This window comes from Streptomyces sp. NPDC057950, assembly GCF_042887295.1.
Lineage (GTDB): Bacteria > Actinomycetota > Actinomycetes > Streptomycetales > Streptomycetaceae > Streptomyces > Streptomyces kaempferi.
On the sequence record NZ_JBHVPP010000008.1, the window covers coordinates 205,933 to 230,119 of the forward strand.

General features: G+C 73.6%; 16 protein-coding genes. 7 read left to right on the forward strand and 9 right to left on the reverse strand.

Going from position 1 to position 24,187, the window contains the following annotated elements; translation table 11 throughout:
* Positions 1 to 91 precede the first annotated feature (91 nt).
* From ACFVTC_RS15940 to ACFVTC_RS15955, 4 genes are all read left to right on the forward strand, one after another.
* A complete protein-coding gene (locus tag ACFVTC_RS15940) occupies positions 92 to 1,483 on the forward strand; it encodes an NDP-hexose 2,3-dehydratase family protein (RefSeq protein WP_390127240.1) in 1,392 nt (463 codons plus the stop codon).
* Positions 1,480 to 2,523 (forward strand): Gfo/Idh/MocA family protein, encoded by a 1,044-nt coding sequence (locus ACFVTC_RS15945; protein WP_390127241.1) that lies wholly within the window; start codon positions 1,480 to 1,482, stop codon positions 2,521 to 2,523. Before ACFVTC_RS15940 ends, ACFVTC_RS15945 begins: the two co-directional genes overlap by 4 nt.
* Positions 2,524 to 2,726: 203 nt before the next feature.
* Positions 2,727 to 3,434: a VC0807 family protein gene (locus ACFVTC_RS15950; RefSeq protein WP_390127242.1), complete on the forward strand. Its 708-nt coding sequence runs from the start codon at positions 2,727 to 2,729 to the stop codon at positions 3,432 to 3,434.
* Between the two features lie 1,136 nt (positions 3,435 to 4,570).
* Positions 4,571 to 6,943, forward strand: coding sequence for a LuxR C-terminal-related transcriptional regulator (locus tag ACFVTC_RS15955; RefSeq protein WP_390127244.1), 2,373 nt, complete (start codon positions 4,571 to 4,573; stop codon positions 6,941 to 6,943).
* A 1,018-nt stretch (positions 6,944 to 7,961) separates the two neighbouring features.
* Here ACFVTC_RS15955 and ACFVTC_RS15960 read toward each other — a convergent pair.
* Positions 7,962 to 8,141, reverse strand: coding sequence for a hypothetical protein (locus tag ACFVTC_RS15960; protein WP_390127246.1), 180 nt, complete (start codon positions 8,139 to 8,141; stop codon positions 7,962 to 7,964).
* 167 nt (positions 8,142 to 8,308) lie between these two features.
* Between ACFVTC_RS15960 and ACFVTC_RS15965 the strand changes: the two genes are divergently transcribed.
* Positions 8,309 to 9,292 carry a hypothetical protein gene (locus ACFVTC_RS15965; protein ID WP_168525204.1) on the forward strand — a complete coding sequence of 328 codons (984 nt, stop codon included), beginning with the start codon at positions 8,309 to 8,311 and terminating at the stop codon, positions 9,290 to 9,292.
* Between the two features lie 127 nt (positions 9,293 to 9,419).
* On the forward strand, positions 9,420 to 10,412 hold the full coding sequence (locus tag ACFVTC_RS15970; protein WP_390127248.1) for an AfsA-related hotdog domain-containing protein: 993 nt from the start codon (positions 9,420 to 9,422) through the stop codon (positions 10,410 to 10,412).
* Here ACFVTC_RS15970 and ACFVTC_RS15975 read toward each other — a convergent pair.
* From ACFVTC_RS15975 to ACFVTC_RS16010, 8 genes are read right to left on the reverse strand one after another with little or no spacing between them, the layout of a single operon-like run.
* Complete coding sequence (locus ACFVTC_RS15975; protein ID WP_390127250.1) at positions 10,392 to 11,252, reverse strand: 4'-phosphopantetheinyl transferase family protein; 861 nt, start codon at positions 11,250 to 11,252, stop codon at positions 10,392 to 10,394. The genes ACFVTC_RS15970 and ACFVTC_RS15975 overlap by 21 nt on opposite strands.
* Positions 11,249 to 11,506, reverse strand: coding sequence for an acyl carrier protein (locus ACFVTC_RS15980; protein WP_390127252.1), 258 nt, complete (start codon positions 11,504 to 11,506; stop codon positions 11,249 to 11,251). Before ACFVTC_RS15980 ends, ACFVTC_RS15975 begins: the two co-directional genes overlap by 4 nt.
* Positions 11,496 to 13,397 (reverse strand): HAD-IIIC family phosphatase, encoded by a 1,902-nt coding sequence (locus ACFVTC_RS15985; RefSeq protein WP_390127254.1) that lies wholly within the window; start codon positions 13,395 to 13,397, stop codon positions 11,496 to 11,498. The genes ACFVTC_RS15980 and ACFVTC_RS15985 overlap by 11 nt, the downstream gene beginning before the upstream one ends.
* A complete protein-coding gene (locus ACFVTC_RS15990; RefSeq protein WP_390127256.1) occupies positions 13,394 to 14,452 on the reverse strand; it encodes a 3-oxoacyl-[acyl-carrier-protein] synthase III C-terminal domain-containing protein in 1,059 nt (352 codons plus the stop codon). Before ACFVTC_RS15990 ends, ACFVTC_RS15985 begins: the two co-directional genes overlap by 4 nt.
* Positions 14,449 to 17,403 carry a type I polyketide synthase gene (locus ACFVTC_RS15995; protein ID WP_390127258.1) on the reverse strand — a complete coding sequence of 985 codons (2,955 nt, stop codon included), beginning with the start codon at positions 17,401 to 17,403 and terminating at the stop codon, positions 14,449 to 14,451. Before ACFVTC_RS15995 ends, ACFVTC_RS15990 begins: the two co-directional genes overlap by 4 nt.
* Complete coding sequence (locus tag ACFVTC_RS16000; protein WP_351725730.1) at positions 17,391 to 17,672, reverse strand: acyl carrier protein; 282 nt, start codon at positions 17,670 to 17,672, stop codon at positions 17,391 to 17,393. Before ACFVTC_RS16000 ends, ACFVTC_RS15995 begins: the two co-directional genes overlap by 13 nt.
* Positions 17,673 to 17,707: 35 nt before the next feature.
* Positions 17,708 to 19,471: an acyl-CoA dehydrogenase gene (locus ACFVTC_RS16005; protein ID WP_390127260.1), complete on the reverse strand. Its 1,764-nt coding sequence runs from the start codon at positions 19,469 to 19,471 to the stop codon at positions 17,708 to 17,710.
* 2 nt (positions 19,472 to 19,473) lie between these two features.
* Positions 19,474 to 21,270: a fatty acyl-AMP ligase gene (locus ACFVTC_RS16010; protein ID WP_390127261.1), complete on the reverse strand. Its 1,797-nt coding sequence runs from the start codon at positions 21,268 to 21,270 to the stop codon at positions 19,474 to 19,476.
* Positions 21,271 to 21,553: 283 nt separating this feature from the next.
* Here ACFVTC_RS16010 and ACFVTC_RS16015 point away from each other — a divergent pair, with 283 nt between their 5' ends.
* Positions 21,554 to 24,178 carry a BTAD domain-containing putative transcriptional regulator gene (locus tag ACFVTC_RS16015; RefSeq protein ID WP_390127263.1) on the forward strand — a complete coding sequence of 875 codons (2,625 nt, stop codon included), beginning with the start codon at positions 21,554 to 21,556 and terminating at the stop codon, positions 24,176 to 24,178.
* Positions 24,179 to 24,187 lie beyond the last annotated feature (9 nt).

Genomic DNA, 24,187 nt, shown 5'->3' on the forward strand with positions numbered 1-24,187 from the left:
CAGCCGACTGCCGCGAGGCCTGCGCCCGTGTGCCGACAGCGTCGTGCGCGCGGGCCGATCGCTGTACCCCTGAAGGAGAAGAGGCGCATCCATGACCGCGATGAACCTGGTGTTGCCGTCACGTGCCGCGGACCCTCCCCTCGTGTCCCGGCTGGCGGCGTCGGCGGCGGTGGTCGAGGGCGGGGTGATGAGCAATGCGGAGGTGTTCGCCTGGATCGACGAGCGGCAGCGTGAGCAGCGGCAGCATGTCGCGCGGGTGCCGTTCGCGGCTCTGCGCGGCTGGCGTTTCGACCAGCGCACCGGCGATCTGCGTCATGACAGCGGTCGGTTCTTCTCGGTGCTGGGGCTGTCGGTGCACTCGGACTTCGGGCCGGTGCGGACGTGGTCGCAGCCGATCATCCACCAGCCGGAGATAGGGATCCTGGGCATCGCGCTGCGGGACTTCGACGGCATTCCGCACCTGTTGATGCAGGCGAAGTCGGAGCCGGGCAACGTGAACGGCGTGCAGTTGTCGCCGACCGTGCAGGCGACGAAGAGCAACTACACGGGCGTGCACGGCGGTTCGGCGGTTCCGTACATGGACCTCTTCCGCAGGCCCGGTCCGGGGCAGGTGGTGGCGGACGTCCTGCAGTCGGAGCAGGGGTCGTGGTTCCTGCACAAGCGCAACCGGAACATGGTCGTGGAGGTGGGCCCGGAGGTGGCGGCCGGCGACGACTTCGCCTGGCTGACGCTGGGGCAGGTCAACCTGCTGCTGCGGCACGACAACCTGGTGAACATGGACGCCCGTACGGTGCTGTCCTGCCTGCCGGACTGGCGTGGTGGCGAGGAGAACCTCGTCGAGGACGCCGGCTGGTCGCTGCACACCGACCGGGAGGTCCGCACCTGGATCACCCGGCGACGTGCGGAGCACGAGGTGAGCGTGGCGCCGATCCCGCTGGCGCAGGCGCAGGGCTGGCTGCGTACGCAGCACGCGGTGACGCACTGCAACGGCCTGTACTTCGATGTCGTCGCGGTGGACGTGTCCTCCCGCGGGCGGGAGGTGCCCGCCTGGTCGCAGCCGCTGCTGGAGCCCCGTGGCATGGGTGTCGCGGCGCTGTTCGTGAAGCGGATCGACGGGGTTCTGCACGCTCTGCTGCGGGCCCGTGCCGAACCGGGCTTCCTCGACGTGGTGGAGCTGGGTCCGACCGTGCAGTGTGTGCCGGAGAACTACGAGCATCTGCCCGAGGCGGACCGGCCGCCGTATCTCGCGCAGGCGCTGGCGCGCCGCGAAAGCGCCCGCTACGACGTGGTGCTGTCGGAGGAGGGCGGCCGGTTCCGCAACGCGCAGAGCCACTACATGATCATCGAGACGGAGAGCGACTTCCCCGCCGTGTCGGACGAGTTCCGCTGGCTGACACCCCATCAGCTGAATGAACTGCTGTGCTACAGCCACCATTTGAACGTGCAGGCCAGGACACTGGTCGCGGCGTTGAGGTCGCTGTGAGCGCCGCCGCGCAACGGCCGCTGCGGCTGGGTGCGCTGGGGACCTCGTCCATCGCGCGCCGCCGTACGCTGCCGAGGGCGGTGGCCGCTCCGGAGGTGGAACTGGTCGCCGTCGCGGGCCGGTCGGCGCGGAAGGCGGCGGCGTTCGCCGAGCAGTTCGGCTGTGCGGCGGAGGCGGATCCCGCGTCGCTGCTGGAGCGCCCGGACGTGGAGGCGGTGTACATCTCCACGCCGACCGCGCTGCACCGCACCTGGGCGGCGCGGGCCCTGCGGGCGGGCAAGCACGTGCTGGTCGAGAAGCCGGTCGGGGTGAACGCGCACGAGGCACGTGAACTGGCCGACCTGGCGCGGGAGCGCGGGCTGGTGCTGCGGGAGAACTTCATGTTCCTGCACCATCCGCAGCACGCCTTCGCCGCGGACCTGGTGCGCCAGGGGCGGCTGGGCCGGCTGAGCACGATGCACGCCGCCTTCTGCATTCCGCCGCTGCCCGCCGACGACATCCGCTACGTGCCCGACATGGGCGGCGGGGCCCTGCTGGACGTGGGGGTGTATCCGCTGCGCGCCGCCCAACTGCTGCTGGGCAAGGGGCTCCAGGTGGCCGGGGCGGTGCTGCGCACGCGTCCGGACGGGCTGGACCTGTCGGGTCAGGCGCTGCTGGTCTCGGCGTCCGGTGTCCTCGCGAACGTGACGTTCGGTTTCGAGCACGCGTATGCGTCGACGTATTCGCTGTGGGGTGACACGGCGCGGCTGTCGGTGACCCGCGCCTTCACCCCGCCGCCCGCGTACCAGCCCGTGCTGGTGCTGGAGGAGCAGGATCACGAGGAGCGGTTCACGCTCCCGGCCGCCGACCAACTGCACAACTGTCTGGCCGAGTTCGCGGCGGCGGTCCGGCGGGGCGACACGGGCGGCGTCGAGGAGGACGACAGGCGCCGGGCCGTGGTGGCGGGCATGGACCTGGTCGACCTGGTGAACAAGGTGGCCGTGCGGGTGCCCGTGGGTGACGGCCGGGAGGAACGGGACAGACCCACCGGCGGCGGGTGAGCGCCGTTCCCCGATCACGACGTCCGCCGTGCACGACGACCGGAAATCGCCCTCCCCTCAGGCGCACCCGTGGTCCACTGCCGGGCAGACCACCAAAAAAGGGGGAGGGCCCGGAAGCCGACGAGCGGAGCACGCCCCCCGTAACCCGTCCCGCCACGCCCACCGGCCGGCCCGGATGCCGACCGCACCAGAGGAGTGTCCTCATGGCTCCCCCCACCTCCCCCGGTTCCGCCTACGACAGTCCGCCGCCCCCGCCCGCCGGGGACGCGGACGAGGCCCCCGCGTCGCCCAGGGCCCCGGCCGGGGCATGGGGCTTCCTCGCCACCGTGGTCTGCGACATCGTGCTGCCGGCCGCCCTCTACTACGTGCTGCGCGACCTGGGCGCCGACGAGATCACCTCGCTTCTGGTCAGCGGTTCGGCGCCCGCCCTGCACACGCTGTACTCGGCGGTGCGCCACCGCAAGGTCGACGCCCTCGGTGTCTTCACCATCACGCTGCTCGCCGTGAGCGCCCTCGCCTCGGTCGTGACCGCCAGCCCGCGCATCGTGCTCGCGCGCAACAGCCTGTTCACCGCCCTCGCCGGCGGATGGCTGCTGGTCACCCTCTTCACCGCCCGCCCCTTCACCTACCAGGCCGTCAAGGCACTGCTGCCCGGCCGTGGCGAACGCCTGGAGAGCCTGTGGGAACAGGACGCCGCGTTCCGCCGTGTGTGGCGCGCGGTGACCGTCCTGTGGGGCCTGGGGCTCCTCGTGGACGCCCTGCTGCGCCTGATCATGGCCTACACCCTGCCCGTCGACAGCGTGCCCGCGCTCGACGCGGCCCTGTACGCGGCCACCTGGATCGTGCTCCAGGTCGTCACGCAGATCGCGCTGTACCGCTCGGGCACCTTCCGCAAGATTTTCTCCCGCTGACACCCGGCCGGAGCCGGCCCGGGGCCCGACAGACTTAACGGTCGTTTAATTCGGATCTTTCGCGCTACATATGTAACTTCGAGATGATTATTCGGTTACGTGTGGTCGGTGTCGAGTTCACCGACGGGTGTCGCGCGCGGCGGGCGGGGCACCCGTCTCGCGCCGCCCGGCGCCGTCCGCCGTGCGGGTCGCCGCAAACGGGCACCCGCGGTCGCGGGCGGCATCCGCCCGCCGCCCCGGATCGCCGACGCAAACCCCGCGCCCCCGGCCGCGGCCGGTGCCGGGCCCCGCGCGAAGGCCGTCGATCACGGCTCCCACCTGGGCATCCGGGCCGGGGCCGGTCACCTCGCAACCCGGACGAGCCGCACGGGCGTTCCGGGGTGCCACGCCGTCGAGCAAACCCCCGGGCCGCCGCCCCGGCGCCCGCCGCGGGCACGGCGGCCCCGCCGGCGGCAACCGGGGGGTGCCCCGCGCACCGGCCGGGTGCGCCCCCGCGAGCCCCTCCGCGCCGGGTGCGAGGACGGCCGCACCCGGTGGTCACCTCACGGACCGGAGGAAGGGTGAAGGTGACGTGAAGGTGTCGCCGGGGCGCGGTGGACGCGGTGGTCCCGGCGGGGTTGTGAAGTCGGCGGTCACAGCGGGCCCGCAGGCATAACCCGACCGAATACGGCGCACGCGCCACGGGCCGCCGCCGCTTCTCCTGACGCACGTCAAATGAGCGAGAACGTGTCCGGCCGCCGGCGCCACGGGCCGGACACCGGCCGGTGATTGGCCCCCGCGGGGCTCCGCCGTTGTCACGGGCCGCCTCGTGAGCCCCAACCTCCATGCGGGAAAGCCTGGTTCGGGCATATCCGGGGAAGGGCCACGCAAACTTGAGACTCGCTGGAGACTCACTCGAAAGACGGTTGAATCCTGCAACGCGAACGTCAATTTCCGACCGCTTTCCTCTCTTCTTGTCGCCGCACCGCGCATTCGGCCGCTTGGCCACCTGTCGGGGAATTCCCCGACACCGCCCCGGCCCGCACCCACCCCCACCTGCACTTCCTGCCATGCAGGCACCGGCCAGCAGCAACCTCTAGGAACGCGCCTGACGGTGCGCCAGCCTGCCCGTCAGCCGCAGCGACGAGGGAGGCCCCGTGCCGCACGGGCAGGCCGGTGAGCCCGGGGAGGGTGTCCGCGCACACGAACTGGCCCTTCTGACGGAGGAGTTGGATCACGCGCGCGCGGCGTCCGGGTTCGTACGGCTGAGCGGCGAACCGTGGGTCGGCAAGACCCGTCTGGCGCTCCGTCTGGCCCGGGCCGCGGCACACCGGGAATGGGCGGTGGCGTGCGGCCGGGCGGCCCGGGACGGGACAGGACGCCCCTTCCACGCCCTGGTGGACGCGCTCGACGACCAGCTCGCCTCGGCGGATCCCGCCGCCCTGGAACGGCTGGGGCCGGCCCGCCTGCGCCTGCTGGCCCAGGTCTTCCCGGCCCTGGGCGGCGCCGTCACGGGAAGCCCGCGCGACGTCGACGTCCACGCGGTCGTCCGGGCGGTTCGTGCCGTGCTGGAGGAGCTGGCGGGCCGGCGCGGGCTCCTGCTGGTGCTGGACGACGCGCACCGCGCGGGGCGTGAGGTGGCCGAGTTCGCCGAACACCTGCTGCGCCGCCCGCCGGACGCCCCCGTGCTCACGGTGCTCGTCCACCGCGGCAGCGGGCAGGGCGCCGGCCGGCTGGCCTCGCTCGCCCACCCGGACGGCGCCGTGCGCCACATCCCGCTGCGGCCGCTGCCGCGCGAGGCGGCCGCCTCGCTGCTGCCCGCCGGGCTCTCCCCGCTGCACCGGGAGCTGATCCTGCGGGACGCGGCCGGGGTGCCGGGGCTGCTGCGGGCACTGTCCGACGGCGAGCCGCCCGATACCGGGGGTGTACCCCACAGCAGCCTCGAACTGGCCTGCGGCCCCTCCCCGTTGGCGCCGTCCGACCAGGCGCTGGACCTGGGCGCGCTGTCCCCGCTCGCCCGGCGCGCCGCGGCCGCGGCCGCCGCCGCGGGTGACCCCTTCACCGTGGAGACGGTGGCGCACACCGCCCCGCTGTCCGTCGCGGAAGCGCTGCGCGCGGTGGACGAACTGCACAGCGAGGGCATCGTCGGACCGGACCGCCGGGCGGGGTGGTTCCGCTTCCGCCGTCCCGCGGCCAGGGCCCTGTTGCAGCAGGCCGCGGGGGCCGCGCAGCGGCGTGCGGTCCGGGAGCGGGCGCTCGCCGCGCTGGCCACGGGCGAGGACACCGGCACGGCGGTCCCCGCGCTGCTGGAGAGCGCCGCGCCGCTCACGGCCGCGGAGGCGGACCTCCTGGAGAAGTACGCGCGCACCACGGTCTTCACCCAGCCGGCCCGTGCCGAGCGGGCCGCCCGCCGGGCGGCGGAACGCCCCGGCGCCCCGCCCGGCGCGTGGCTGCTGCGGTGTCAGGCCCTGGTGCTGTGCGGGCGGCCGGCGCAGGCACTGACCGAGTACGCGCGGCTGTGGCCCCGGCAGGAGGCGGGACGGCCCCCCGCCGGCGCCGCGGGGCGGACCGAGGCCGCCGTGTGGACCGAGGCCGCGGTGTGGCGGGCCAGGGCGCTGCGGCTGCTGGGGGCCCGCGCGCAGGCGAGACGTGTGCTGCGGGCGGTGTCCGCCGAGGACCGGGCCGCCGTCCCGGCGGCGCAGGCCGAACTGGCCGCGCTGCTGCTGGAGTCGGGGCAGCCGGCACGGGGGGCCGCGCTCGGTGCCGCCCGCCGCGCGGTGCGCTGCGCGCCGCAGGGCGACGTGGCCGCGCACAGCCATGCGCTGGCGCTGCTGGCCGCCGCGCACGCGGCGCAGGGAGCGGGCGAGGCGGCCCGGGAGGCGGCCGGGGAGGCCGGACCGCTGCTGTCCGGGCTCGGCCGGGAGGGGGCGGCGCCGGTCGTGGAGGCGTGGCGCTGGCTGGGCGAGGCCGTGGCGGACGGCGACGGCCGACGGGCCCGGCAGTGTTTCCAGCTCGGTTTCGACCTCGCCCTGCACCACGGGCAGGGGCATTTGCTCGGCTCCTTCGCGCTGGGGCTGGCACGGGCCTGCCTGGATTGCGGGGACCCGACCGCCGCCGCCGCTCACGCCCGTTTCGCCGTCACGGAATTCGACCGGCTCGACGCATATGATTCGTCAGCCACCGCACAGGATCTCCTCGGATTCATCGAAGAGGGTCCTGGGCATCATCCGGAGAAATATTTCGGAATTCCGCTCAGTACGCGCGAGAGGGAAATCGCGATGCTTATTGGACCGGGTCTCACGAATAAACAGATAGCAGCGCGCATGAACATCAGCATCAAGACCGTGGAAACCCACCTCGGGCGCATATTCAAAAAACTCGGGGTGAAATCACGGGCGCAGGTCGTCTTCCTCCTCTCTTTTCCGGTGTCCGAATTCCCGGCCCCCGGGGAGGAATGCCGGCCCGCTCCGCGGAGGCCGGCCACCGTCCGTTCACCCTCACCCGGAGGGCACCCGACCGGCTCCGGGTGAACGGACGGTGGCACGGGGGTCCGCCGGCGGAGGCAGTTCTGCCAGTGGCCGGTGCCCCCGGCAAAACCGCGGACAAACGGACCCGGTACGCCCGCTACGGGCAACTTTGCGGCCACAAAGTCCCCGCCGTCCCGGCGCCGGGACGCCGCCGCCGAGGACGACGCGCAGGTCCGGACCGGCGCCGGAGGATCAGGCGGGCCGGTGACGGGCGAGGGCGGGTCCGGGAGGATCCCGCCGGCCGCGCCGATGACGGCCGTACCGGGAACCCGGGACCGCTTTGCCCGCACATCGCCGCCACAGCCGACCGACCGCCCGGTACGGACCTCTCCACCAGGCCCGCAGGCCGCCGCCATGCACAGGAGCGGGCATCTCGTCCAGAGCCTTACGGGCAGAGTGTCGGGCAGCGTCCGGCGACGGCCCGCGGGGCCCGGCCGCCGTGTCCCGCGAGTCGCCGGCCGGGCGTGCCGGGCCCCGGGATCCGGCCAGGCCGCCGGGGACCGGCCGACTCCCGCGCCGGGTGGCCCCCGGCGGGCGCGCCGTGGGCGCCGTCCGGGCCACCGAACAGGCATTACGTCGTCCAGGACCGGATGCCCCGGACCGCGCAAGTCATGTGTGACAGCCGGAATTGGCCAAGGTGTCCAACAGTCCCCGGGCCGCCCGGCGGGAGTGGGGCCGGGGCCGCGCCTCACGCCGGAGCGAGCCTCGTCGCGGCACGTACCGGCACGTCACCCGGCCCGCCGCCGCGGTGGGGCCGGGAGGCCGCGGCACGGTCCGCCGCGGGCCGCGGCGTGCGCTCCCGGGGCCCGGCACCGGCACGGCCGGGCCCCGCACAGCAGAACGGCCCGCCGGTTTCCGCGGCGGGCCGTCCGACCGTTCGGGGCCGGCTGGTCGGGGCCGGCTCGACGGGCCGGCTGGTCGGGGCCGGCCCGTCGGGGTGAAACATGAGCAAAGCCCGCTTTGCGGACATGCCGACGGGCGGCCCGGGAAGCACCGGCCCGCCCGCGTCACAGCTGATTCATCAGCCCCACTGGTCGTCCCCGAGCGGCGCGGCGTGCACGGAATGCGCCGGGAAGGGCGACGAGACGGCCACCTGGCCGTGCGCAATGGCGGGAACCGTAATGTTGGCCCCGAGCGCGGCGATGAATCCCGCGGTGGCCAGAAGTCCGGCGGTCGTGATTCGCAGTACAAGCTTGCTCATAGCTACCCCCATGTTCGACAGTTGGCCTTGCAGCAGCAAGACTCGCCGACCGGGGTTCTCCGCCCAACCCATTCCTGATGTCGTAAAGTTGCCTGACAAGAAGTTCCGTCGCGCGGGAATGCGAGCCTCCAGTGCCTGAAAGCTCTCTCCCTGCAGGCGCTTTCGCCATGCTGGATGACGCAGAAGCGAAGGCGTACCGCAATGCGGTCCTGCTGGGCCGCTTTGTCCGCGAGGAGATGGCGACCGCCCTCGGCGTCTCCCTGGAAAAGGTGGCACAAGTCGAGGAGCGTCTGACGGCGCTCAGCCTGCTGCGTCCGCTGCCCGGCGAGCCGGAACTGCTGGTGCCGGTGAGCCCCGACACGGCCGTGGCCGACCTCGTGGGACCGGCCGAGGGCCGCATACGGGACCTGCAGCGGGAGGTCACCGAGATCCGTGACCAGATGGGCGCGCTGCGCGCGACGTACTTCGAGAGCCGCCAGCAGCGCAACCAGGCCGAGGCCTTCGACGTGATCAGCGACATCAACGCGCTGCAGGCCGTGCTGGACGAGCAGGGCGAGCGCTGCCGCACCGAGATGCTCAGCGCGCAGCCCGGCGGTGCCCGCCCCTCCAGCCTCCTGGCCAACGCCCGGCCCAGGACCCTGGAGCGGCTCAGACGCGGGGTGCAGATACGCCACCTCTACCAGCACACCGCGCGCAGCGACCTCGCCACCGCCTCCTACGTGCGGGCGATCACCGAGCACGGGGCCGAGGTGCGCACCACCGACGAGCTGATCGACCGGATCGTCATCTACGACCGGGAGGTGGCCTTCCTCCCCGAGCAGCACGTGGGCGGCCGGGCCCCCGGGGCGGTGGTGGTGCGCGAGCCGACCCTGGTGGCCTTCATCTGCCGGGTCTACGAGCATCTGTGGTCCGGGGCCACCCAGTTCGTCCCCGGGGCCGAGGACGGCAGCGAGATCACCGACGACCTGAAGCGGTCGATCATCAGGCTCATGGCGCAGGGCTACAAGGACGAGCTCGTGGCCCGCCGGCTGGGCATGTCGGTGCGCACCTGCCGCCGGTACATCTCCCAGATCATGCTGAGTGTCGACGCGAACAGCCGTTTCCAGGCCGGGGTGCACATCGCGCTGACGGGGCTGCCGGACCTCCAGTGAACCGGTCCGGCACTGCATGCCAGGCCACAACCTGTCACCGGACGCAAGTGGCCTTCCCGCCCCGCGCTCCGGCAGGCTGGTACGACCAGTCACATCGAGCCAGGACACCGCCGAGGAGAGTGAGGCGTTGGAGACTTCCCGGTCCGCGCCGCCGGGGTACGGACACGGCAGCCGCCATCTGGTGCACCGGCCGCAGTGCTTCGGCCCCCAGACGCCCGACAGCCCCGACGACCGGTCCCAGGAGTTCGTCCTGACCGGTGAACTGCCCACCTCTCACCCGCTGTTCAACGACGGGCACGACCGTTTCCACGATCTGCAGGCGGCCATGGCGATGGTCCGCCAGGTCAGCGGGGGTATCGGTCAGGCCCACTTCGGGGTCGCGGCCGACCGGGTGCCGATCTTCTACCGGTTCGGCCTGGAGATGGACGAGGTCAGTGCCTGGCGCCGTCATTCCGGCCCCGGCACCCTGACGACGACGATGCGGGTGCGGCCGGACAAGGTGATCTCCGGAGTCCCGCGGGCCCTGGAGTTCGACGCGCGCCTGGAGATCGACGGGGTCGCGGCGGGCACCGGTTCGGCCAATCTGCTCTTCCTCGCCCCGATGGCGCACCGCAGCCACCGTGAGCACTCCCGTCACACCGTCCTCGCGACGGCCGGGCAGCAGCATCCCGGTCACGAGGACACCATCGACACGTCGCCGGGCCCCGCTCCCGCGGACGTGGGGCGCGCCAGCGCCGCCAACGTCCTGCTGCGGTCCCCGGTGACGATCAACGGCCAGCGGCTGTCCGCGGCGGTGCTCGCGCCCCACACGTGGCGGGCCGGCGCGGCCCGGCCGGACAAGGTGCCCTCGTCGGCGCTGCTGCTCGAAGTGCTGCGTCAGACATCGCTGTTGACCGCCCACCGGCTCCATGGCCTGGATCCGCGGCACTGTGCGCCGGTGGCCCTGCACACGCACTTCCGGGGCCACGCGGAGCCCGATCTGCCGCTGCGGTGTGTCGCGGTGGCGCAGTCGGCCGGGCAGGACGCGCTGGGGCGGCCGCTGGTCGCGATGACGCTCGCCCTGACCCAGGCGGGGAGGGCGGTGACGGAGGCGGCGGTGTCAGTCGTCGAGGATCTGTGACCAGTCCTCCTGTTCGGCGTCCAGCGCCTCCTGGATGGCCGCGACGGCCTCGGCGTCGAGCATCGTGGTGATCTCCGTGTCCAGGGTGCGGCCCATGCCGGCGTCGTAGACCGCGATGCTCACGACGAACTCGGTGCCGCCGCTGTTGAGGACGAGGGTCCGCAGTGTCCACTCGTCGCCCGCTCCCGGCGTACCGTCGGGCCGGTTCAGCTGGACGGGGCGGCTCTGCGGGCCGAAGCCGAACTCGTTGAAGCGGAACTGCATGCCCTGGCCGATCGCCTTGCTGTAGGCCTCCTTGAGCGTCCACAGCCGCACCAGGCTCGGATTGCGTTCCGGCTCCGGCAGTCCCGACAGCATCCGCTGCTCGTCGGGTGTGCAGATGAGCCGGGCCAGGCCCCGGGCGTAGATGCTGCGGTCGGCGCGTTCCGCGTCCACGCCGATCAGGCCGCTGCTGGTCAGGCCGACCAGCAGGAGGTCGTCGGTGTGGCTGAGGCTGATGTCGATCTGGTCGCAGCCGCGCAGGTACGGCCGTCCGGTCGGTCCGTAGGCCAGTTCCAGGTCGATCGCCTCGGCCCGCAGGGCGGCCGCGGCCGCGTGTTTGAGCAGCCGCCGCGAGGCCGCGTACCGGCTCTGGGTGTCCGGGTGTCCGATGTCGCGATAGCGCGACCAGTCCCGGCCCAGCACGGCGCGCAGAGCGGGACCGTCCGGCGCTCGCGGGCGCCAGTCGGCGAGCCGGCCGTGGACCACCGCCGTGCCGTAGCGCCGCAGGTCCTCGCGGACCGCGGTCCAGTCGCTGTCCTCCGCTGTCACACCGATCAGGCCCCCGCCGACGGCGTTCATCGGGTGTCCCCCCCTTCGGTGGTGACCAGTGAGTGGATCTCGCGCACGCTGCGGGCTTTGAGCAGGCGGCCGACCGGGACGCTGCGGCCCGTCTCGCGTTCCAGGAGCATCAGCAGGCGCAGCAGGTGCACCGAGTCCCAGTCGGGCAGCAGGTCGAAGTCCGCGGCGGCCTGTTCCTCGGTCAGGTCCAGGCCCAGGCCGTCGCGCACCGCTTCGAGGAAGCCGGCGAGGTCGGCCGTGCTGTCACGACTCATCGGCGTCTCCTTCGAAGTCGGCCTCCACGGTCAGGTGACCGGGCAGGGCGGGGATGTCCTTCAGATCGTGCCGGAAGAGTGTCTGCGGGCTGTCGCCGGGAGTGTCGGGCACGAAGCCGAGTGAGGGGTAGAAGCCGCTCGCCCGGCCGTTGCCGCGGGTGGCGCGGTAGCGGGCGCGGACCGCGGGCAGGCCCAGGTCACGGGCGTGCGCGAGCACCGCGGCGAGGCAGCCGTCCTCGATGCCCCGGGCCAGTACCCGGCAGCTGAGCAGCATGTTGTCGATGGTCAGGCCGTCCGCGGTCCGCCGGGTGAAGAGCGCGCCCACCAGGCCGCTGTCGCCGTACCGGTCGCTCACGCGCACCGTCAGCGGGCGGCGGCCTTCGGTGAGGACGCGCTCCGGCGGGAGGCGTTCGCCGGTGAGGTTGAACTGGTTGGTGCGCAGGGAGAGTTGGGAGACCCGGAGCAGTTCGTGGGGGCGGGGTGGGGAGATGCGGACGACGATGCCGAGTTCGCGCAGGTACTCCTCGTGCGAGCCGGTCGTGCCGCGCATCCGGGCGCGGGCGGCGGCGTCCCGGTACCGCTCGGCGCGGCCGCGGTCCTCGTCGGTCACGTGGGGGGTGTCGAACCAGCCGTCGGCCAGCAGCCGGGTGATGTGCCAGGCCGGTTCGGTGCCCAGCGGGACGACGGGGGTGTCCGGCAGGCGGTGGCGGATCAGGGCGCGTTCGGCGGGGCTGTCGTCGGCGAACACCAGGGCGTCGGTCGCGATGCCCAGGTGCCCGGCGATGGTGCGCAGGGCGGTGTCCTTGGGGTCCCAGCCGGCCTGCACGCTGACGAAGTCCCGCGCGCGCAGCGTCATCTCGGGGTGGTGGGCGAGGACGTCCTGGACCGGGCCGGGATCGTTCTTGCTGCTGACGGCGAGCAGCACGCCCTGGGCGGCGAGCTGTTTGGCGACTCTTTGGAGCGCGGCGTAGGGCTCGCCCTGGGGGGTGGGTCCGCAGGTGATGCCGTCCGGTCCGTCCTCCGCCAGCACGCCGTCCCACAGGGTGTGGTCGAGGTCGAGCACCAGGCACTTCTTCGTCATGCCGCGCCGGGCGCGCAGCACGTGCACGGCCTCGCGGGCCAGGGCGGCGAAGACGGCGGCGCTGAAGGCGCTTCGGGTGTAGAGGGCCAGCCGGGCGTCGGTGGCCGGTCCGGTGGCGGCGACGAGGGGGTCGAGGTCGACGACGGCCAGGGCGGGGTGTTCGGAGGTCAGCCGCAGCAGGCGGGCGTTGAACTCCCGCCACACCGCGCCGAGCAGGGCGCGTTGTCGCTGGTCGATGATCTGGTGGGTGGCGGCGCGGGGCAGCGGAAGGGTGTTGAGGACCAGGACTCCGGTGCCGTGTGCGGTGTGCGCGTCGGCGACGCCGCGCAGCTGGTCCAGGAGCCGGGCGCAGGCCTGTTCGGCGTCGTCGACGGTCCACGGCGGCGGGAGCTGTTCCAGGACGGCTTCGGCGCCGAGCACACATACCGTCAGTTCCGGTCGGTGGCGGCGCAGTTCGCTGTGTTCGTCGGTGAGGTCGCGCAGGTAGGCCCCGTGGTCGCCGGTGACGAGGCGGCCGAGCAGGCCGTGCCGGGCGAGTTCGGCGGTCAGCGGGTCGGTGAGCTGGGCGGTGGCTGAGTGGCCGGTGACGGCCACGGTGGGCACGGGGGTGTGCGGGTGGTGGGCGAGGACGTCGTCGGGGTTCAGCCGGCTCAGCAGGCTTCCGCAGCGGGTCAGTTCGTCGGCGGTCTGTTCCTCGGTGCGGTCGGCGGCGTCGGTGACGCCGGTCAGCAGCGGGGCCACGTCGGGGTAGGCCGCGGCCAGCCGGCCGGTGCGGTGCAGGGTGCGCAGTTCGTCGAGGGCGGTGGTCATCGGGTGTGTCCTTCTTCCCCGGGGCCGGCGGGCCGTTCCAGCGCCAGCCCCGCCTTGACCCATTTGCTGGACTCGACGACCACGGACAGGGCGCGCTCGCCCGGGGCCAGCCGGTCCATGAGCCGGTCGAGCTGGAGCAGGGGCAGGGCGTTGCCGGTGTTGCCGGTGTCGCGTACGCAGGAGACCTCACGGCAGCCGGGCGGCAGGCCGAGGCCGGCGACGATCCGGTCGGTCATGTGCCCTGACAGCTGGGGCGGCAGGACGGCGTCGATCTGCTGCGGGGTCCAGCCCGCCGTGCTGAGCAGTTCCCACACGATCTCGCCGGCGAGGGCGGGTACCTCTTCCTCGATGGTCTTGTAGTCCTCGAAGAGCATCTGCCGGTCCGGGTCGGGTTCGGTGATCCCGTGCCAGCCCACGATCTGTCCCGGCGGGCGTCCGCGTCCCGCGAAGCGGTGCAGCAGGCCGTGCACGGCGAGGGCGTCGCCGTGCGGCCGCGCGGTGACCACCGCGGCCGCGGCTCCGTCGCCGAACAGGACGTAGTTGACGAGTTCCTGGCGGGCCAGGGTGGACGCGTCCCGGCCGGCTTGGAGGAAGCGGGCGGTGACGTCGCCGGAGACGACGAGGCCGGTGCGGTGGCCGCCGGCCAGCAGGGCGCGGGCCACGTCGAGGGCCTGGACGGCGCCCGAGCAGCCGGCCTGGATCTGGTAGGTGGGCAGGTGGTTGAGGCCCAGCCGGTCCGCGGTCTCGTTGGCGGTGGTGGGCAGCAGGGTGTCGGGGGTGGCGGTGGACAGCACCAGGAAGTCCAGGTCCGCGGCGGCCAGTCCGGCGGCGGCCAGCGCTCGGGCCGCGGATTCGGCGCACAGGTCGCCGAGGGTGTGGGTGACCTTTCCGGTCGCCAGGTCCCAGCCGAAGTGGCGGGTGCCGGTGCCCACGAAGAGGTCGATCCAGTCCTCGCTGATCCCGAAGGCGCGGCTCAGTGCCGCGTTGTCGACGGGTTCGGCGGGCAGCGCGCTGCCCGTGCCGGCGATGTGCATGAGTGCGGTGCGTGCTGTCATACCGTGCCCCCCGTGCTGGTCAGCTCGCGTACGAAGGCGGCGAGGGCGCCCACGGACTTCAGCGCGGGCAGCAGTTGCGGCACGGTGATGTCGGCGCCCTGCGGGAGTTGCTGTTCGATCCGGTTCTTCAACTGCATGATCATCACCGAGTCGAAGCCGAGGTCCTCGTACAGGCGGGCCTCGGCGTTGACCTGTTCGCGTGTGTAGGCGCCGACCTCGACGACGGCTTCGATGACCGCGCTCAGGGCGGGGTCGGGCCGGTCCGCGGGGGTGTCGGGGCCGCCGGGGTGCGGCGGGCGGCTCACGCCGGTGCTCTCCCGCCGCGGGGTGGTGGCCGGTGCGGCGGGCTGGGCGGCGGTCGGGGCCGCGGCGCTCTGTCCGAAGCGGTGGGCGCCGGAGAAGACGTAGGGGGCGAGGCGTTCGGTGCGGCGGTGGGCCGGCTCGTACAGGGCGTCCCAGCACGGTTCGACGCCGCTCAGGTACAGGCCGCCCACGGTCTCGGCCAGGTCGGTGAAGGTGGCGGCCCGGCCGGGGGCGGGGTGCAGCAGCCGGATGCCCATGGGCAGGTCGCCCTGCCTGGCCAGGCTCAACAGGTGTGCGGCGGGGCCGAGTTCGACGAGGCAGGTCGGGGCCGCCTCGGTCATCAGGGCGGACAGCGCGTCGGCGAACCGGACCGGTTGCACGGCCAGGTCCGCCCAGTACGCGGTGTCCGGGATCTCGTCGCGCAGCATCCGGCCGTGGCGGGCCGAGGCCAGGGCGATGCGGGCCGCGGTGGCCGTGACCGGGCCGGCCAGGGCGGCGATCCGGGCCGCCAGGGCGGTGTCCGCCGAGCCCTGGGCGGCGTGCGGGACGGGGAGGCGGCGGGTGTTCAGCCCGTGTGCGGCCAGGTCCGCGGCGGCCTGTCGCAGTACGTCGGCGGTGCCCGACAGGACGGTGTCGTGCGGGCCGTCCGTGGCGGCCAGGAACAGGCCGGGGTGGGCGGCGAGGATGCCGGCGGTCTCCTGCGGGGTGGCGCGCACGCTCAGCATGCCGCCGTCGGGCAGCTCGTGCGCCGCGGTGGCGTGGGCGGCGACCAGGCGTGCGGCGTCCGGCAGGGTCAGCATCCCCGCGGCCACGGCGGCGGCGAGTTCGCCGGTGCCGTGGCCGAGGACGGCGTCGGGCACCACGCCCAGCTCGGCCAGGGTCCTGGTGAGGGCGTGGGCGACCGCGAACAGGGCGGGCTGGGCCCATCGGGCGTGGTGGATCGCGGGGTCGTCGGCGAGGATCAGGTCGCGTACGGAGTCACCGGTGTGGGGGCGCAGCGCGTCGTCGGCGTCGTCCAGGTGGCGCCGGTAGAGGACGGATTCGCGGTAGAGGGCGGCCGTCATGCCGGGCTCCTGGCAGCCCTGTCCGGGGTAGAGGAAGGCGACGGCGGGCGGGCGCAGGGCGCGGTCGGTGACGCGGGCCAGGGTGTGTTCGTCGGCGGCGGCCGTGCGCAGGGTGTCGGCGAGTTCGGCCGTGTCGCGTGCGGTGAACACGGCCCGGTAGGGCAGGCCGGTCTTGACCTGGTTGCTGGTCCAGCACACCGAGGCGGCGTCGCCGCGCGGGCGCCGGGCCAGTGCTTCGGCCTGGGCGGTGAGGTTGCGGCGCAGTGCCTCGGGGGTGTCGGCGGAGAGCGTGAACGCCCCGGCGGTGGCCGGCCCGCGCACGGCGGTGACCGGCATCCGGGGTGCGGAGGCCAGGACGGCGTGCGCGTTGGTGCCGCCCATGCCGAAGCTGCTGACTCCGGCGACCACTTCCTCGGCCGGCAGCCTCAGGGGGGCTTTGAGCAGGCTCAGTCCCCGCTCGGCGAGCCGCAGTTGGGGGTTCTCGCGGGTGGCGAAGCGGCTGGCGGGCACGATGCGGTGGTGCAGGGCGAGGGCGGTCTTGATCAGGCCGGCGATGCCGGCGGCGCCTTCGGTGTGGCCGATGTTGCCCTTGACCGAGCCGATCGCGCACGGTTCGTCGCGGGGCACCGCGTGGACCTCGCCGAGGGCCGCGCACTCGATGATGTCGCCGAGCGCGGTGCCGGTGCCGTGTGCCTCGACGAAGCGGACCTGGTCCGCGTCGACGCCGGCCCTGCGGTAGGCCGCGGCCACCACGGCCTGCTGGGACCAGCGGCTGGGTGCGCTGACGCCGTTGCTGCGGCCGTCCTGGTTGACGGCGGTGCCGCGGATGACGGCGTAGACGCGCTGGTGGTCGTCGAGCGCGTCCTGGAGCCGGCGCAGCACCACCACTCCGACGCCGTCGCTGCGGCCGATGCCGTCGGAGTCCATGCTGAACGGCTTGCAGCGGCCGTCCGGCGCCTTCAGTCCCATCTGCTGGTAGACCATGCCGAGCGCGGGGGTGAGCACGATGTTGACGCCGGCCGCCAGCGCGGTGGAACACTCGCCGGACAGCAGTGAGTTGACGGCGAGGTGCACGGCGACCAGGGACGAGGAGCAGGCGGTGTCCACCGCGAGGCTGGGGCCCTTGAGGTCGAGGTGGTAGGAGATCCGGTTGGCCGTCATGCCGGCGCTGCTGCCGGCGCCCAGTTGCGGGGTGACCCGCGCGTAGTCGCCCATGTGCAGTTGGGCCCACTCGCTGCCCATCACCCCGACGAAGACACCGGCGTCGCTGCCGGCCAGCGCGGAGGGGGCGCGGCCCGAGTCCTCCAGGGCCCGCCAGGCGCACTGCAGCAGGAGCCGCTGCTGCGGGTCCATGGCGGCCGCCTCGCGGGGCGCGATGGTGAAGAAGTCGTTGTCGAAGGTGGTGACGGTGTCGACGAAGCCGCCCTGGACGGTGTCGTCGAAGCCGGGTCCGCGGCGGTCCTCGGGCAGCGGGCCGATCGCGTCGCCGCCGCGCATCAGCAGGTCCCAGTATGCCTCGACGCCGTGGGCCGCGGGGAAGACGCAGTCCAGTCCGACCACGGCGACGGCGTTCACCGTTGCCACCGGTCGGGGTCCGCGCCGCGCGAGGTCAGATGGGCCGTCAGGTGGGCCACCGTCGGATGGTCCCAGACGAGCGAGGGTTCGACGACGATGCCGAAGTCGTCCTCGATGTCGCCGCACAGGCTGAGCGCGCACACCGAGTCCATGCCGTACTCGGCCAGGGGCACCGTCGACTCGATGTTCTCGGGCAGCCGGTCCAGGTAGACCGCCAGGTGCGTGATCAGCCACTGGTGGAGCGGGGCCTCGGTGTGCCACGGCGGGGAGGGAGTCATCCCTGAAGGCTCCTTGTCCTGGTACGGGCCCGTGCTCAGCCCGGAATCGGTGTGTTGTGCAGGTCGAAGCTGCGCCGGTCGCCGTAGCGGGCCAGGACTTCCCGGTGGACCCGGGCGGTGCACTCGGCGGGCAGGTCGGCGGCGGGGATGCCCAGCCGCCGGGCGATGCGGTGCAGGGCGGCGGCGGCCCACGCCGGGTCGGCCAGGAAGGGGTCGGGGCCGCCCCGGTTGTGGTGCCACACGCCCAGGACACAGGCCGCGGCGAGCACCAGCACGTAGCGGTCGGTCAGGGCGAACCAGGCCGGGCCCACCGGATGGGCGGCGTCGGGGGGCGGCAGTGCCAGTACCCGGCTGCGCAGTTCGTGCAGTTCGGCGCTCATCTGGCCGGCCAGGTTGCGCAGCGTGCGCTCGACGGCGGTGGAGCCGGGCACGGACGCGGCGGTGGCCAGCAGGGAGGCGCTGACGCTGTCGCGGCCGCAGGCCAGCGACAGTTGGCCGTAGTCGAAGGGCGGCAGCGGAGCGCCGGGACGGAACAGTGCGGCGGGTGCCTCGGCGCTGGTGAACCAGGACTTCTCGGCGAGGGACCGCAGTTGGGGGATGATCGTCGCCTGGCAGGCGGCCGTTCCGGCGTGTCCGAGGCTGACCACCGGCACGTCGCGGATGTGTTTCTGGAAGATGCCGACGGTGCCCTCGCGGGTGTAGATCTGCGAGCCGAGCACCGTCGCCAGGTCGTACATGGTGTCGCTGAGCACCTGGGGCAGCAGCAGTTTGACCGCGGCGGAGTAGATGCTGGTCTCGGCGGGCAGCAGGTGCAGCGCCCGGGTGGCCACCACGGCCATGCAGTCGTAGAGCAGCAGGTTGACGAAGGCCCCGGCGAGGGTGCCCGCCGTGTGCTGCGGGTCGGTGGGGTCCAGGCCGGTGCGGCCGGGGCGTTGGCTGCGGTCGACCAGGACGGCGGTGCGCAGGCCGGTGTCCACCGCCGCGGACACCATGGAGGCCATGAGGGTGCGGCTGACCTGGAAGGAGCGCAGGGCGGTCACCACCCCGCCGCCCAGGGGGCCCAGCAGGCTGTCGCGGGGGACGGCGCAGGCGTCGAGTTCCACTCCGGCGAAGAAGCAGCCGCGCAGGCCGAGGGTGGCGGGACGGCGGGTGACCCGGTAGCGGTCGGCGGGCAGGGTGTGCGGATCGAGCAGCAGCACCGAGTGGGCGCCCGTGGTGCCCGGCTGCGGTTCGGTGCGGCAGAACAGCACCAGGGCGTCGGCGCGGTGCAGGTTGTTGATGACCGGTTTGACGCCGGTGACCGACAGGCCGTCGGCGTGCACCTCGGCGCGCACCCCGCTGCGCACGAAGTCGTTGGTGTGGGCGGTCTCGTGCTGGGCGATGGCCGCCTTGGAGCCCGCCAGCAGCAGGCCCGCGAGCCAGGTCCGCTGGTCGGCGCTGCCCTGCATCCACACGTCGGAGGCGGCCATGAAGGTGGTCATGCCGTAACCGGCGCCGAGGGCGACGTCGCGGCGGAAGACCGCGCGCATCACCCGCAGCAGGGTCTCGGCGGAGTCGAAGCGGCCGCCCAGTTCCGTCGGCACGAACTCGTGGCTCATGCCGAAGTCGTCGAGCAGCCCCTCGGCGTCGGCGGACAGCGCGGCCCGCCGGTCGGCGTGCAGCAGGGCCCGGTAGCCGGCCGGGTTGGCCGGGTCGGCGGGGTCGCCCAGCAGCGCTTCCAGCCGGGCGACGCGGGCCGGGGCCCCGCTCGGGGGCAGTCCCTCGTGCAGCGGTGGCTGGGTCAGCAGCGCGGAGGTCACCACTAGCTGCTCCGGACCATGGTGGGGGCGCTCTCGGCGCTGGGCACCGCGGACGGTGTGATCAGGGCGCGCACGGCAGGGTCCAGGACGTCGTGCAGCGGGGTGATCTCGCCGCGCAGGAACAGGGAGCGCATCAGGGTGCGCTGGATCTTGCCGCTGGTGGTGCGGCGCACGGTGCCGGGACGGACGAGGACGACGTTGCCGGCGGGGACGTCGAAGTCCTGTCCGACGAGTGTCTGGATACCGCAGGCCAGTTCTCGCAGGCGGTCGGTGTCCGCGCGGGGAAGGCGTGCCTCGTGGATCACTACGAGCTGCTCCCGGTCCGCTCCGACGGTGAACACCGCGCCGTGACCGGCCGCGAGGGCGGGGCCGGTCTCCCGGATCGCCCACTCCACGTCCTGAGGGTAGATGTTGCGCCCGTTGAGGATGATGACTTCCTTCAAACGCCCGGTGATGTAGAGCTCGCCGTCGTCCACGGCGCCCAGGTCACCGGTGCGCAGGAAGGCGCCGGCGGTGTCCTCGGGGGCGTCCTGGAGTGTGGCGTGGAAGGTCTCGTCGGTCTCCAGTGGCTGGCGCCAGTAGCCCTGGGCGACGCTGTCGCCGCGCAGCCAGATCTCGCCGACGCGCCCGGGGGGCAGTTCCACGCCCGCCAGCGGGTCGACGACCCGCAGGTCGAAGTCGTGCGCCTGTCCCGAGCCGACCAGCGTGCGGGCGGCCGCGCCCTCGGCCGGGGCACGCAGCTCGTCCCTTTCCAGGGCGGCCGCGTCCACGGTCAGCCGGCGGGCCGGGACGTTCGGCCGGCCGCCGGAGACGACCAGGGTGGCCTCGGCGAGCCCGTAGCCGGGGTAGAGGCTCGCGGCGCGCAGGCCGGCCGAGGCGAAGCGGCGGGCGAAGGCGTCGAGGGTCTGGGCCCGTACGGGTTCGGCGCCGCACAGGGCCAGGCGCCAGCTGGAGAGGTCGAGTTCGGCGAGGTGGGCGTCGGTGACGCGGCGGGTGCACAGGTCGTAGCAGAAGTTCGGGCCGCCGCTCACGGTCAGGCCGTAGTCGCCGATCGCGCGCAGCCAGCTGACGGGCCGTTTGATGAAGGAGACCGGGGACAGCTGGACGCTCTGGGTGCCCAGCCACAGGGGGTGCAGCACATGGGCGATGAGGCCCATGTCGTGGTAGTGCGGCAGCCAGTTGGCGAAGCGGTCGGCGGCGGTGGTGCCCATGAGGTGCTGCAGCGCCTCCTGGTTGGCCATCAGGTTGCGGTGGCTGACCATGACGCCGCGCGGTTTGCTGGTCGAGCCGGAGGTGTACTGCAGGAAGGCGATGTCGTCGGGGCCGACGCGGGGAGCGCGCCAGGCGTCGGCGGCCGTGGTGTCGTCGAGGTCGGTCGCCAGGCAAACCGTTTCTCCTCGGCCGGTCACGGCCAGCCACAGGGAGGTGTCCGCCGCGTGCTCGGAGTCGGTCAGCACCAGCGTGGCCGCGGTGTCCCGGAGGATGCCGGAGACCCGCTGCAGCCGCTCGCCCCGGTCGCCGGGCAGCGGGGCGGGCACGGCGATCGCGCCGGCGTACAGGCATCCCACGAAGGCGACGAGGAATTCGGGGCCGGGGGGGTACAGGAGCAGCACGGGCCGGCCCTGGGAGCCGAGTTCGTGCAGCCGTACCGCCAGGGCGCGGGCGCGGCGGTCGAGAGTGGAGTAGGTGAGGTGTTCGGCTTCGCTGACGTCCCGCAGGAACACCTGGGCGTCCGCGTCGCCGAGCGCGGCGACCCGTTCCCGCATCAGCTGGGTGAAGGTGGTGAATGCAGCGGTCAACGTCAGCCCCCTCATGGCGCATACGAAGCGGGGCACAGGACGCCCCTCTGCCGCCGAGCACGCTCATCGTGAGATCACGGGCTAAAGCGCCGCTTGCGATGCACCGCCCCTTCACACAATTCAGGGGTACGCCTGTCCGATTTTGGGGTGTGGCCGACGCCTACATTGGGGCAGCACGGTCTGTCGTCGGGTTTCCGCGGAGCGAGCGGGCGACGAGCGGCTCCGGCGCGCGTCGGCCGTCCGGTCCCGCCGGCCGGTGCGACGGGGAGAAGAGGGTGGGAGCATGCGTTTTCGGATTCTGGGTCCTTTGGAGATCACCTCGTCCGCGGCGGCCGAACCGGTCCGGCCCCGGGCGGCGAAGATCCGTGCGGTGCTCGCGACCCTGCTGGTCAGGGCCAACGAGATCGTCTCGGTGGACAGTCTCATCGACGAGCTGTGGGGCGAGCACCCGCCGCGCACCGCGACGACCACCCTTCAGGTCTACGTCTCGCAGCTGCGCAAGCTGCTGCACACCGCCGACCCTGAGTACGGCCGGGACGCACTGGTCACCCGCCCGCCCGGGTACGCGCTGCACCTGGATCCCGCGCAGCTCGATCTGACGGTGTTCGAGGAACTGCACCACAACGGCCAGAAGGCGCTGCTGCGCGGCGACCACGCCGCCGCGGCGGATCTGCAGCGTCGCGCGCTGCAGCTGTGGCGTGCGCCGCTGGCCTCCGACACCCCGCACGGCGCGCTGCTGGCCCGGACCGCGGTGCGGCTGGCCGAGGTGCGGGCCGCCGCCCTGGAGCAGCGCATGCGTGCCGAGCTGCGGCTCGGTCACCATCAGCGGCTGATCGGTGAACTCCACTCCGCCGTGGCCGAGATGCCGATGCGCGAGGAGTTCCACATGCTGCTGATGACGGCCCTGTACCGGGCCGGGCGGCAGGCGGAGGCGTTACGGATCTTCGCGCAGCTGCGCCAGACCCTCGTCGCGGAACTGGCCATCGAGCCGGGGCAGCCGCTCCAGCTGCTCCACCAGCGGATCCTGTCGGGCGACACGGAACTGCTGCACCCGGCCCCGCTCCCCCGCGCGTCCGAGGAGAGCGCGCCGCAGGACACCGGGCCCGGGACGACACCGGACACGGGCCGTCCCGGGCAGGTCCCGCTGCCCGGCCGGACACCGAACCGGCTGCCCCCGCGCGACCCGGTGTTCGTCGGCCGCTCCGACGAACTGGACCGGCTGGGCGCCCTGTTGCGCGACATCCCGGCCGGCGGCTGCGCGGCGGTCGCCGGGCCGGCCGGCATCGGCAAGACCGCGCTCGCCGTCGCGGCCGGCCATGAGCTGGGCGACCTCTTCCCCGACGGCCGGGTCTTCCTCGAAGTGGGCGCTCCGCGGCAGGCCGACCCGACGGACCTGCTGACCCGTCTGCTGCAGCGGCTCGGGGTGGACGGACCGCTGCCCACCGGCGTGGCCGGGCTGCGCCGCGTCCTGGACCGGCTGACCGAGGACCGGCGGATCCTGCTGATCCTGGACGGCGCCGAATCCCCCGACCACATACGGGCGGTGCTGCCGGCCACGGCGGGCAGCACCGCGCTGATCACGTGCCGGCGTGTGCCGGAGGGACTGACCGACCGGGTGCTGGAACTCGACGTGCTCCCCCAGGACGAGGCCCGCCGGCTGTTCACCGCGGCGGCCGGCCGCCTGATCCCGCAGCACGGCGGCGAGACACCGGTCCGTGAGATCGCCGCACTGTGCGAGGGGCTGCCGCTGGCGCTGCGGGCGGCGGCGGCACGGCTGGCGTCGCGCCCCAACTGGGGCCCGGAGATGCTGGCCGCCCGGCTGCGCGGTGAACAGCGGCGGCTGGCGGAGCTGAGCGCCGCGGCGCCGGGCTTCCACGACCGGCTGCGCTCCTGCTACGAGGAGACGGAGCCGGTACTGCGGCGCGCCTTCCGTCTGCTGGGGCTCGTGCCCGTGGGCCCCTTCGACACCCGGACCGCCGCCGCGGTCCTCGGGGAGGACGTGGCCAAGACCGGTGAGCTGCTGAACTCTCTGGTCAAGGCCCAGCTGCTGCGCCGGGTGGCGGGTGGCCCGGAGCACGGCACGCACCACCGGATGCATCCGCTGTGGCGGCTGCTGGCCCTGGAGTGCCTGGCCTCGCAGAGCCCGGCCGCGGAGGCGCGGGCGGCCACCGCCCGGCTGGCGCAGGAGTTCACCGGGCAGCTGCGCGAGGCCGACGGCCACGCCGAAAGGTGCGGGACACATCCGCTGGAGCTGTTCAGCAGGCGGCAGGACGGGCTGGTGGACGTCGTACGCCGGTGTCACGCGGCCGGTCTGTGGGCGCAGACGGTGGAACTCGCCGACGCCATGACCGGCTTCCTGGAGGCCCGGGCGGCCTGGGACACCTGGGAGGCATGTCACGCCCTGGCGCTGGAGGCGGCACGCCAACAGGAGGACCTCGGCGCCGAGGCCCGGCTGCTGCGGTCGCTGGGCGACCTGGCCTGGCAGCGGCGGCAGCTCACGGCGGCCGGTGAGTTCTACGAGCGGGCGCTGCTGACGGCCGACGCGGCGGCGGCGGCCACCGAACGCGGCCGGGCCCTGGTCGGCCTGGCCGACCTGCAGTTGGACGCGGGCGGCCTGGAGGAGGCCGCGGCGCTGCTGTCCCCCGCGCTCGACGCGGTGGCCGACGACCCCCGGGGCCGCTACGAGGCACACCGGGTACTGGGCCTGCTGGCCCTGGAGAACGTCGGGGCGGACACGGCCGAGGCGCACTTCGCCGACTGCCTGGGCCTGGCGACGACCCTGCGCGACCCGCGCCTGGAGTCCTACGCTCAGCGGTGGCTCGACCGGGTGCAGGGCCAGGGGCACCGGCCCGCGGGCTGGTCGGAGGTACGGCCCGGGGTGTGGCGCCTGGCGCCCTGCGCCAACTGAGCGCGCCCA

Bases quoted from the DNA above. Each gene is read 5' to 3' on its own strand.
- ACFVTC_RS15940 (WP_390127240.1), top strand. From the start codon at position 92: ATGACCGCGATGAACCTGGTGTTGCCGTCACGTGCCGCGGACCCTCCC.
- ACFVTC_RS15950 (WP_390127242.1), top strand. From the start codon at position 2,727: ATGGCTCCCCCCACCTCCCCCGGTTCCGCCTACGACAGTCCGCCGCCC.
- ACFVTC_RS15960 (WP_390127246.1), bottom strand. From the start codon at position 8,141: ATGAGCAAGCTTGTACTGCGAATCACGACCGCCGGACTTCTGGCCACC.
- ACFVTC_RS15965 (WP_168525204.1), top strand. From the start codon at position 8,309: ATGCTGGATGACGCAGAAGCGAAGGCGTACCGCAATGCGGTCCTGCTG.
- ACFVTC_RS15975 (WP_390127250.1), bottom strand. From the start codon at position 11,252: ATGAACGCCGTCGGCGGGGGCCTGATCGGTGTGACAGCGGAGGACAGC.
- ACFVTC_RS15980 (WP_390127252.1), bottom strand. From the start codon at position 11,506: ATGAGTCGTGACAGCACGGCCGACCTCGCCGGCTTCCTCGAAGCGGTG.
- ACFVTC_RS15985 (WP_390127254.1), bottom strand. From the start codon at position 13,397: ATGACCACCGCCCTCGACGAACTGCGCACCCTGCACCGCACCGGCCGG.
- ACFVTC_RS15990 (WP_390127256.1), bottom strand. From the start codon at position 14,452: ATGACAGCACGCACCGCACTCATGCACATCGCCGGCACGGGCAGCGCG.
- ACFVTC_RS16000 (WP_351725730.1), bottom strand. From the start codon at position 17,672: ATGACTCCCTCCCCGCCGTGGCACACCGAGGCCCCGCTCCACCAGTGG.
- ACFVTC_RS16015 (WP_390127263.1), top strand. From the start codon at position 21,554: ATGCGTTTTCGGATTCTGGGTCCTTTGGAGATCACCTCGTCCGCGGCG.